Genomic DNA, 11468 nt, shown 5'->3' on the forward strand with positions numbered 1-11468 from the left:
TGGATAATCTATGAACCTGTTTGACCAAAATCAAGTGTCCAAACATTTGGATCATGTGCGTATTGTGATGGTGAACACCACGCTACCCGCCAATATCGGCAGTGCCTTACGTGCCATGAAAACCATGGGACTTTCCAAGCTTGTGCTTGTTGCACCAAAGACATATCCGCATCCTGACATTGATGCCCTTGCTGCAGGCGCACAGGATTTAATTGAGCAGATTGAAATTGTGGAAACGCTGGAACAGGCCATTCAGCACTGCCATCTGGTTTTTGGAACCAGTGCCCGCAGCCGAACCATTCCGTGGCCACTACTCGATGTTCGCCCTGCGGCTAAAGAAGCCTTGCAGGCAGCCAGCCAACAACAAAATATCGCGATTGTGTTTGGCCGTGAAGACCGTGGACTCACCAATGAAGAATTGGCCCTTGCCAATTACCACCTGACCATTCCAGTCAATCCTGAGTATGGTGTGTTAAATGTAGCGCAGGCAATTCAGGTGGTATGCTATGAACTGCGTATGGCTTCCCTTGAACAAAATGCACCCGCTACGCAAACACCTGATGACCACATGCAGCTCAAGCAACAACAAAGCATGCAGTGGGATGAGCCTTTGGTCACGCAGCAGCAAATGCAAGAGTTTTATCCCCATTTGGAAAAAATGCTGACTGAAATTGAGTTTTTAGACCCAACTAATCCCCGTTTACTGCCGTTACGCTTGCGCCGTTTATTCGGAAGGATACAATTAGATCGTATGGAATATCATTTGTTACGTGGAATCTTTAGCCGCGTACAGGCCTTAGCCAATGGTTCATGGAAAAAAACAACGGAGGATCATTCCAATGATTAAACAGCTTAAAGAAGACATTCAGGCTGTATTTGCACGTGATCCTGCTGCACGCAATACGCTGGAAGTCCTCACCACCTATCCAGGGATTCATGCGTTAATCATGCATCGTATGGCACATGAACTATGGAAAAAAGAATACAAAGGCTGCGCCCGCCTGCTTTCCTCTTTTAGCCGATTTGCCACAGGTATTGAAATCCATCCTGGCGCAAAAATTGGCAAACGTTTTTTTATCGATCATGGCATGGGTGTGGTGATTGGTGAAACTGCCGAAATTGGTGATGATGTCACGCTTTATCATGGTGTTACGCTTGGCGGTACCACTTGGAATAAAGGCAAGCGCCACCCCACGCTTGAAGATGGTGTGGTGGTGGGCGCAGGTGCTAAAATCCTCGGTCCCTTTACCGTCCATAAAGGTGCAAAAGTCGGTTCAAATGCGGTGGTAACCAAGGAAGTTCCTGAGGGCGTAACCGCCGTTGGCAACCCTGCACGATACATTTTCAAGGATAAAACCCAGATTGAGCAGGATGAAGCACGCCGCCGTGATTATGCTGAAAGCATCGGTTTCCAGCCTTATGCCACCACTCAGGAGCAAACAGACCCTTTACTGGAAGGTATTCGGGTGTTACTGGATCGAATGCAGCAAAATGAAAAGCGCATGAATGTTCTATGCCAGCGTCTTTCTTTACTTGACCCGACCTATAAAGGTCAGAAAGCAACCACTCAACCTTTTAGCAAGGAAGAGCTAAAAATTATTGAGGAAGTTAGGCGTGAATGTGAAGCCCAAACCAAAACATCTGCCACATAATAAGAGATAGGTATCAATAGGCCTTATTTATAAAGAAATGTAACAAGCTTCTCGTTGCAAGTTGGTTTTGCTTTTCCTAGACTAGTAAAACCAACGACCGACCTAGTTAATTCACTAAAATTAATGGATATAAAGCATGAATTTTAAGCCTTTGGCATTACTTGTACTTTCAACTTCAGTTTTAACTGCATGTGGTACCCCACCTGTTGTAAAAAAGGAAGTGGCAGCAGCACCCCAGCCTTTTGTTTTTAAAGAACCAGACCCAACACCACCTTTTTATGCTTTGAATCCAGTTAATTATGATGCGCCACCAAGTTTTGAGCTTGCAATTAAGGATGCAACAGCACAGCCTGTGACCAAAATGGTGGTAAGCCTACAGAATGACCCATCAAAATCAACCACACTTGAAGTGAACAAACTGATTGTGCCAACGGTCAACAGCAAACAGCGCAGCATGAAATATGCCGTGCTTGCAGGCGATAATGAAGTTGATGTGACTGAAATTGATGATTTCCTGCAACTGGTTGAAGGCAAGGCCCGTCACTATCCACCACGTTTCCCTGACCGTCAGGAACGTAAAGGTTACGAAGCTAAATTAAAAGAAACTACACAAAAGCTGGATGCTCTAGCCGAACAGCCAAATGCATCACTGGATGTGTTGACCCGTGCCTTTAAAGCCAGTGTGATGGCACGCAATATGGACCTCGGAACAGCGTACACCACCAAATCCCTGAATTATGCACAGCGTATTCTGGCGATCAGTCCAAATGACCCTGAAACCAACTTCTGGTTTGGGTTTGGTTTGTCTGAAGGCGGCGGTCAGCGTGAGGCAATTCCATATTTAGACAAGGCCATTAAAGGTGGTGTACAGGAAGCCTATCTTTCTGCCGCAAACAACTTTCTTTGGTTAGAACAAAAGAAAAATGCCATCCAGACCTTAAAGAACTATAAAGTGAAATATCCAGATGAAGCTGAAGTGGCTGACCGCCTTATTAGCGAAGTGGAATCTGGTAAACGCTGGAATGTATGGCAAGTGCTAAACTGATCCAGATTTTTTGTAAAAATAGACTGCTCTAAGCAGTCTATTTTTTTATACCGATTGAAAAAGCAACCGTTTTTCGTATTATAGCTCTAATCTTCGTACTTAATTTGCTGAATTCCGATGCTAGCATTTACTCCAAATTGTCGCCTATTTATTATTACCCTGCTGAGCACGATGGTCATGAGCGGTTGTCAGGTAGTCAGCCTTAAACAACAGGCGATTGATGTCACCATTGCCAATGAACGTAACAGTATTTTAACCCAGAAAAAATTAAGCGAAGCCAGCCTCAATGTCCTGTCCATGTCGGGCAAGGAAGCCAGAGTCTGTTCACAGACACCGAATGAATGTATTGCCGACCTACATAAAATTCCACAAATATTGGATGAACAGTTACTCTCAACAGCAAGTGAACTTTATCTGGCCAAATCCATGGCACTTTCAGATTCATCTGAATGTAAAATAAGTAAGCTGACCAAACATAAGTCTGAAGATGACCAAAAAATTATCCAGAAAAATTATGAGAACTGTCTAGACCAACAACTGGAAAATCTGGATAAAAGTATCCGCTATAGTTATGCCTATTTATTTAAAACCTCCCGAAAGCCACAGGAACGGATTTTTGATAACCGACAGGTTCAGATTCGGGATTTTTACAATCAGGCGCTGACCCAATTGGTCAATGTGCATAGTCTAAGAAATCCCACCACCAATATCACCCCAACCATTAAGATTGCTAACAGCACCTATACCCTTGATATTCAGTCCTATCAACGGTTACAGGACATGAAGCTTGAGAAGTTTATTTCAAGCTATAACATGAATTTCTCTGGTTTAAGGGCCATTAACCGCCGTGACGGTTTCGGCTCTGACTTTGTTGCGGTATTTCCCTCTGGTGATGCGTCACAGCATGACAATAAATATATTCTTAACCCTTTAACCTATCATTATCCAAAAGGTACTAATCCAAACATTCACAAGGCCCGTTATCTGGCGGCAACCATTATTGCCCAGCCGAAAAAACCAACCGCTTCAGTGAATGATGTTTTAACCAGCCCTGAATTTGAGATTAAGGTCTATGACCCGTATAGCATTGACAAGGTCAATATCGCAGGCCAGCCGTATTCATTAGCTGCCAATTTTTCCGCACCCTATGGTTTATGGCTGGCTGAAAATAATCTGGGTGCGGCAGCATACCTAACGCTGATTGACCGTGAGCAGCATTTAACCATGCCGCATCTCTATATGCTGGAACCCTACAATCCCAACAAGAAGATCATTGTACTGGTGCATGGTCTGGCCAGTAGCCCTGAAGCATGGATTGCCGTGACCAACGACATTATGGGGGATGCTGTACTACGTGAACATTATCAGGTGTGGCAAGTTTTTTATTCAACCAACATGCCGATTCTGGAAAGCCGTTTCCAGATTTATGCCCTGCTCAAGCAAGCCTTTTCCACCGTCAATCCTAAAGATGTGGCTGCGAAAGACGCTGTTTTGATTGGACATAGTATGGGCGGAATTATTAGTCGTTTACTGGTCAGTGATGCCGACATTTCCAAACAGGCCCTGGCGATGATGAACAATCTCCAACAGACCCGCTTGAGAAAGCATCCCGTGATTGGTGAACGGCTGAAAATGAAACCGATCACCAACTTTGACCGTGCCATTTTCCTGGCCGCACCACATCATGGGACAGATTATGCGGATCGCTGGTTTACTCTGGCTGCACGTAAGATTATTCGCCTGCCTGCAACATTCCTTACCACATTGGCAGATACCTTGACCAGTGATGATGTTGACCTGAAAGATTTCGTAAAAACCCTAACCAATGACGTGATTCAGAATGGTCCAAGTGATTTGAGCAAAAAGTCCAAGTTCATGGAATTGACTGCCAATATTCCACCAGAAAAAGGTCTGGTGTTCCATTCAATTATGGGCAACATCACCAAGAGTGACGACCCTAATGTAATTACTGACGGGATTGTGCCTTATAAAAGCGCCCATTTAGATGGTGCTGTTTCTGAAAAAATCATTCATGGCGGCCACTCGATTCAGGAAACGCCAGAAGCAATTCTGGAATTACGACGAATCCTGCGCCAGCACCTTGTTGATCATGGTTTATATAAACCTTAACCCAATCCAATAAGCCCAAATCCTGTTTGGGCTTATTATTAAGTTTAGCTAAATCATATATCCTAAAGATCAGATATGTTTAGGACTATTTAAAGCTGAACTAAAATGTTACCAGAATCCCATATTTGGCATTAAGGAACATCCCCACCCGAATAATGTCAACGCCTGCGGCAAGAGGTGGTCCCACTTGTTTGAACAACTAAAAGCTTATTTATAAGTGATATTCTGCTCTAGTTAAGCTACCTTATTTTGTTGTGGTAGCTGGTCATACTAAAACTCATCTGGAGTCATTTTATCCAGACTCGAATGAGGTCGTTTCAAATTATAAAATTCAAATATTTTAAGTTGAGATTGGCGTTATATTTTTAGAATTTAGCTATATATCTTTGTTTTTATATATTTTTAGATTTTTTCAATTTTACCCTTGAATTTTAATACTATAGACTGCATGTTGTTATACAAGTTAGTTTTAGATATTCGTTATATTTACTTCATCTTGTTGGAGTCAAATAAGCTTATATCTTAGGGTGAAAATCGTTTTATATTGATTCATTCAATTTTCCGATTTTAGTCATGTAAAAATACTATTTCCCCAATAACTAAAAATTATTTATTCTAGACCTCGTAAACAAGTAAGGCATTAGCCTCTCAATAAAACCTCAATCATGGAGACAATGATGAGCTTAATTAATACTGAAGTTAAACCATTTAAAGCTGATGCATTCCGTAACGGTGAATTCATTCAAGTTACTGACGCTGATCTTAAAGGTAAATGGTCTGTTCTTATTTTCATGCCTGCCGCATTTACATTCAACTGTCCAACAGAAGTTGAAGATGCTGCTGAGAACTATGCAGAATTCCAAAAAGCTGGTGCAGAAGTTTATATCGTAACAACTGATACTCATTTCTCTCACAAAGTATGGCACGAAACTTCTCCTGCTGTAGGTAAAGCTCAATTCCCATTAGTTGGTGATCCTACACATCAATTAACACGTGCTTTTGATGTGCATATCGAAGAAGCTGGTTTAGCTTTACGTGGTACGTTCATCATCAACCCTGAAGGCGTAATTAAAACTGCTGAAATTCATGACAATGCTATTGCTCGTGATGTATCAGAAACTTTACGTAAACTTAAGGCTGCTCAATTCGTAGCAAGCCACCCAGGCGAAGTTTGCCCAGCGAAATGGAAAGAAGGTGAAGCGACTCTTGCTCCATCTATCGACCTAGTGGGTAAAATCTAATTCTTTAGATTGAACAACCTCGTCAGAAGCCACTCTTTTTAGGGTGGTTTCTTTTTATCTGCCTTTATATAAATTTCTTATCCGCTCTCCCCCAGCTTGATAGCAAAATTTTTACAATTCTTATACTTATAAATTTATAACGAAATTCATTTATCAATTGTCAGCCTGCATTACATGGAGTAATGTCAAATTATGAAACATAAAGAGTTTTTTGTATGTACTAAATGATCAAACTGAAATGGGGGCAAATATATGGAAAAAACTGTTGTTGTAACCTCTTGGAAATATGATATTTCTTCACGCTATTTAAAAATTTTTTACAGCAATGGCACAGCCGAGCTTTATCATCCTGTTCCAGAATTTGTGTATGACAATTTGCTACGCACAACCGATAAGACTGCTTTTGTCCATAAATACCTTGAGTTTGATCTTCATTTTAAACGACTTTATCTTTTAGCCTCATAAATAAAAAACCAGCCTATGTTAAGGCTGGTTTTTTTATTTAAATTTATTAAGCAGCTTCGACTTCAACTTGTTCAGCATACTTCTCTAATATTTTTTCTTTTGCGTCTGGATGAATATTAATTTTCTCCATATTGCCTTTGTAATGCTCTACAACTCGATCATCCATAATTTTTGACCACCATGAGGGAATAAAGGCTGGTAAAATCATCGCTCCATAGCCCCCTGGTAACTGTGGCGCATCTTCAAAATGACGTAGAGTTTGAAAGCTACGTGTTGGATTTGCATGATGATCTGAATGACGCTGTAATTGATACAAGAACAAGTTCGTCACTACATTATTATTGTTCCAACTATGCTCAGGTAAAGTACGCTCATATTGACCATTGGCTTTCTTTTCACGTTTTAAACCATAATGCTCAATATAATTCACTGATTCAAACAAAGTAATCGCATAAGCAGCCTGTGTCACTTGGAATGGTACTGAACGCACTCCAAATTTGCTAAACATAGCGGCATGGTACACAGCAGACATCGCCCAACCATGAATCAATTCATTCTCTTTACAGAAGAATGGTAATTTTTTACGCTCTAAACGGTTTTTCTCAATTTCGATCGCCGATTTGAAACTACCAATCACTGTACGCGGTAAAAATTTCCAGAAAGTTTCACCAAGTCGAGATGATGCTGGATCTTCTGGCGTTGCAACACGGCGGTGATGACCATATGGATGCTCAATACGGAAATGATTATACCCCGATGGAGCTAATGCCAAATGTGATAAATAATGTTCGAGACGACCACTTTTATGGCTCAATTCATGCGCCGTATTGATGGCAATACCATTCACCATCCCTACCAACGTACCCAATAACGCTTGATCTGCAAGTGATGTACCTTTACGACTTGCCAAATAGGTGCCGTAAATATTGGTTGCATATTGCAATGGAATAAAAAGTTTAACAATTCGTGCGTAATATGGATCAGCTTCTAAATCTGCAATCGCATCAAGTGGCGGATTTTCTGTGTCCTCACCAATTAAGTTATCCAATGCAGGAATAACACCATGAATAAATAATGGACCAAAAGAGGCAAAGAATTTTTTGGTTTTTTTCGGTCCAAATTGATAACCCGCTAAACCACTCATTGCAATAGTCGGTACTGCCAAACCCAATAACCACAAATGACGTTTTTTATCTTTAAAAGTTGTTGTTGCTTGCTCTACATCCAGTTGAGTATGCATATTCATTAGAAATTCCTCAATCAAACACAAAATGTTTTGCTTGAATTGATTGTGTTCTTTTACAGTCACTCTATATTATCATTTTAAGACTTTACTGGATTTTTATTGTGCAAAAACAGCAAATCCCTGTTATTCCATCTCGTTATTATTTGCGGTTGATCGAAATTCTGATTGGTACTCATCAATATGATAATGAGGTATTAAACGCATTTCATAACGAACTTTCTAAAACTGAGCTTTTATCAATTCAACAAATTGAACAATTTATTGCACTTGGCCTGAGCCTACCTAATACAGAAGATTTGGCTTTTGAACTCGGTAAAAATCTAAAACTCAGTTCGCATAGTTTGGTTGGATATGCATTAATGACCAGTCCAAATTTAAAACATGCTTTGAGATTAATCGCACAATATTTTCGGCTAATTATGCCTAGCTTTAAGCTATCGATTCAATTTCCAACTCATCAACATAAGGTTGAGTTATTACTTGAACCCATCTTGCAAATGAATAAGCAATGTTTAGCATTTCATATTGAAGCAATTGCCGTTGGATTTTATTACAGCTTATTAGAACTTGCAGGACAACAATTACAACGTTACCAAATTTATTTAAGTATACCCGAGCCTGTTTATGCTGAACGCTATATACATCTCGTTAAAGCAAATTTTTATTTTAATTACACATGGATGTCAGGTATACGCGTTGTTATTGATCAGCAACAACTGGCACTGCCCTTACCTTTGGCGGATGCTCATAGCCTAAAAGTGGTTGAGCAGCGCTGTCAGGAACAGATTCAGAAGATTTATCATCAAGGTGAAATTGCTGAATGGGTCAGCATGATGCTGCGACAGGCCAATCAGATTCCAACATTAACCGAATGCGCTAAAGTTCTAAATATTTCCACTAAAACTTTACAACGTTATTTGCAGCAACAAGGAGTTGAATTTCAAGCTTTGAAACAAAAAATTAGTACTGAGCGAGCAATTGATTTATTAGAAAATTCAAATTTTACCATCACCCATATTGCTTACGAATTAGGCTATTCTAACCCTGCCAACTTTACCCGTGCATTTAATAAGGTAATGGGATGTAGTCCACAGCACTATCGCCTGTCCCGAGCGAACACCCAACAGGCAGATTAAGTCTCTTGGATTAATTTAAAACGTGGAACCACCTGTCCATTCTCAAGCTCAACTGTTTCAGTAAACATGCCGAGTGGACGTACCCACATGGAATAATCTCCATATAAGCATTGATACACCACCAGTTCTTCTTCAGTTTCACTATGGCGGGCTACATTGAATACCTGATAGAGTTTTCCCTTATAGTGTTGGTATATGCCGCGCTGTAATGTCATGCTATTTTCCTTTAGGTTATGCCATGAAATGATTGCAGTTATATAACAATTTTTAGATAGAAAAATCTTCAAAATATTGATATTTCATCTTAAATTCAAAAATCCGATCAAATCTATAAGAACATACTGTTTTACCTATTCATTATTTTTTCGTACTATGGCTTCATTGAATAAATTTAGCTGACTTGAACTGCTGAGAATTTGGAGATTTACATGTTAGACCAAAATATTAAAACCCAGTTAAAAGCCTATTTAGAACGTTTGGAAAGCCCAATCGAGTTGGTCGCTACCTTAGATGATTCTGATAAAGCTGCAAAAATCAAAGAACTCGTGACTGAAATTGCAGAACTTTCTGACCAGGTTACGGCGCGTTTTGACGGTTCAAACGCTCGCCGTCCTAGTTTCGGTGTAGCTAAAGCAGGCGAACAACCACGTGTGTTCTTTGCTGGCTTACCAATGGGACATGAGTTTACTTCTTTGATCCTGGCATTGTTGCAGGTATCTGGCTATGCCCCTAAAGTATCTGATGAAGTCTTGAACCAGATCAAAGGCTTAAACTTAAAAGCAAACTTTGACGTGTTTGTCTCATTGAGCTGCCATAACTGTCCAGATGTGGTTCAAGCCTTGAACTTGATTGCAATCTATAATCCGAATGCAACTGCGACCATGATTGATGGTGGTTTCTTCCAGGAAGAAGTTGAAGAACGCAAAATCTTGGCCGTACCGATGGTGTTTCAAGACAATGAACATATTGGACAAGGTCGTATGACTTTGGAAGAAATCGTTGCCAAGTTAGATACCAACTCAGCCGAGAAAGATGCCGCAGCCCTCAATGCTAAAGATGCTTTTGATGTATTGGTGATTGGTGGTGGCCCTGCGGGTGGTACTGCGGCAATCTATGCGGCACGTAAAGGTATCAAAACAGGCATCGTGGCTGAACGCTTTGGTGGTCAGGTCATGGATACCATGGACATTGAAAACTTCACCACGGTTCAAAAAACCGTAGGTCCAAAGTTTGCTCAAGATATGGAAGCGCATGTACGTGAGTACGGTGTGGACATCATGAATTTGCAACGTGTCAGCAAGATCACAGGTGCAGATCAAACCGCCAATGGTCTGGTTGAAGTTGAATTGGAAAATGGCGCTAAGCTTGAATCGAAAACCATTATTCTTTCAACAGGTGCACGTTGGAGAGAAATGAATGTACCAGGTGAAGCAGAATACCGTACCCGTGGTGTGGCGTATTGCCCACACTGTGATGGCCCATTATTCAAAGGCAAACGTGTTGCGGTGATTGGTGGGGGTAACTCAGGTGTAGAAGCAGCGATTGACCTTGCAGGGATTGTTGAGCATGTGACGTTGGTTGAGTTTGATACCAGGCTTCGCGCAGATCAAGTATTGCAAGACAAATTAAACAGCTTGCCAAATACCACCGTGATCTTGAATGCACTCAGTACCGAAGTCGTTGGTGATGGTTCACAAGTGACGGCATTAAAATACAAAGATCGCGCGACTGATGTTGAGCATACAGTTGAGCTTGCAGGAATCTTCGTACAGATTGGCTTGTTGCCAAACACCGATTTCCTGAAGAACAGTGCGGTTGAACTCAGCAATCGTGGTGAGATTGTGATCAATGACCGTAACGAAACCAATGTAAAAGGTGTATTTGCTGCGGGTGACTGTACCACCGTGCCTTATAAGCAAATCATCATCGCGACTGGTGAGGGAGCCAAGGCTTCATTGTCTGCTTTTGACTACATGATTCGCTCTGGGGTGTAAACCCAACATAAAACTTGTGCACGCACTTACATTTTTCAAATGTAAGTGCGTGTTTTTACAAGTTATCAACAAATTTTCAACTTTATTCGTCAACGTTTTTATGTTTATATTTTGGCTATCCATATCCTATTGGAAGAGATGGATCCGTAAATTTGAACAACTCCTATAAGTGATATTCTGCTCCTCAAATGATGTTATAAACATCAATATATGGAGTATTTTATGGCACGTAGACCAAGAAGAAATCATTCAAATGATTTTAAAGCTAAGGTAGCACTTGCTGCGATTAAAGCAGAAAAAACACTTGCTGAATTGAGTGCTGAATTTGATGTTCATCAAAACCAAATTATTGACTGGAAAAATCAATTGATCTCAGCTTCCTCGCAAGCTTTCGATCAATCAAAAGCTCCATCAGAACCCCCCATCGATCTTAAAAAATTACATGCAAAAATCGGTGAGCAGGCATTAGAAATTGATTTTTTAGAAGGTGTGTTGAAGAAACTGGGCCGCTTCAACCACAAAAGTTAATCGACGACTCACTTCAGATTTCAGTATCTAA

Annotated in this window: 10 protein-coding genes and 1 pseudogene; 9 read left to right on the plus strand and 2 right to left on the minus strand. The window is 40.7% G+C overall.

Annotation, left to right across the window (positions count from 1 at the left end):
• Positions 1–10 precede the first annotated feature (10 nt).
• From F988_RS03210 to F988_RS03235, 6 genes are all read left to right on the plus strand, one after another.
• On the plus strand, positions 11–847 hold the full coding sequence (locus F988_RS03210) for an RNA methyltransferase (RefSeq protein ID WP_004681012.1): 837 nt from the start codon (positions 11–13) through the stop codon (positions 845–847).
• A complete protein-coding gene (gene cysE, locus F988_RS03215) occupies positions 840–1652 on the plus strand; it encodes a serine O-acetyltransferase (protein WP_004681014.1) in 813 nt (270 codons plus the stop codon). The genes F988_RS03210 and cysE overlap by 8 nt, the downstream gene beginning before the upstream one ends.
• A 136-nt stretch (positions 1653–1788) precedes the next feature.
• On the plus strand, positions 1789–2697 hold the full coding sequence (locus F988_RS03220; protein ID WP_004677909.1) for an ABUW_2363 family tetratricopeptide repeat lipoprotein: 909 nt from the start codon (positions 1789–1791) through the stop codon (positions 2695–2697).
• Between the two features lie 117 nt (positions 2698–2814).
• The gene (locus tag F988_RS03225) at positions 2815–4827 is read left to right on the plus strand and encodes an esterase/lipase family protein (RefSeq protein WP_010589412.1); all 2013 of its coding nucleotides are present in this window, start codon (positions 2815–2817) and stop codon (positions 4825–4827) included.
• A gap of 677 nt (positions 4828–5504) precedes the next feature.
• A complete protein-coding gene (ahpC, locus tag F988_RS03230) occupies positions 5505–6068 on the plus strand; it encodes an alkyl hydroperoxide reductase subunit C (protein ID WP_004677913.1) in 564 nt (187 codons plus the stop codon).
• Positions 6069–6320: 252 nt separating this feature from the next.
• On the plus strand, positions 6321–6533 hold the full coding sequence (locus tag F988_RS03235) for a KTSC domain-containing protein (RefSeq protein ID WP_004662566.1): 213 nt from the start codon (positions 6321–6323) through the stop codon (positions 6531–6533).
• Between the two features lie 46 nt (positions 6534–6579).
• Here F988_RS03235 and F988_RS03240 read toward each other — a convergent pair whose 3' ends face one another.
• Entirely contained in the window at positions 6580–7779 is a 1200-nt protein-coding gene (locus F988_RS03240) for an alkane 1-monooxygenase (RefSeq protein ID WP_004681018.1), read from the minus strand.
• 101 nt (positions 7780–7880) lie between these two features.
• Here F988_RS03240 and F988_RS03245 point away from each other — a divergent pair, with 101 nt between their 5' ends.
• On the plus strand, positions 7881–8915 hold the full coding sequence (locus tag F988_RS03245) for a helix-turn-helix domain-containing protein (RefSeq protein ID WP_004681020.1): 1035 nt from the start codon (positions 7881–7883) through the stop codon (positions 8913–8915).
• Here F988_RS03245 and F988_RS03250 read toward each other — a convergent pair.
• Positions 8912–9130, minus strand: a complete 219-nt coding sequence (locus F988_RS03250) for a DUF1653 domain-containing protein (RefSeq protein WP_004681021.1) — start codon at positions 9128–9130, stop codon at positions 8912–8914. The two genes, F988_RS03245 and F988_RS03250, sit on opposite strands and share 4 nt — an antisense overlap.
• A gap of 213 nt (positions 9131–9343) precedes the next feature.
• Here F988_RS03250 and ahpF point away from each other — a divergent pair, with 213 nt between their 5' ends.
• Both ahpF and F988_RS14965 read left to right on the plus strand, forming a co-directional pair.
• Positions 9344–10909, plus strand: coding sequence for an alkyl hydroperoxide reductase subunit F (gene ahpF, locus F988_RS03255; protein WP_004681022.1), 1566 nt, complete (start codon positions 9344–9346; stop codon positions 10907–10909).
• Positions 10910–11119: 210 nt separating this feature from the next.
• Positions 11120–11468, plus strand: a pseudogene (locus F988_RS14965) (transposase); the annotation flags it as partial.

The sequence above is a fragment of the Acinetobacter parvus DSM 16617 = CIP 108168 genome, assembly GCF_000368025.1.
Taxonomy (GTDB): Bacteria; Pseudomonadota; Gammaproteobacteria; order Pseudomonadales; family Moraxellaceae; genus Acinetobacter; species Acinetobacter parvus.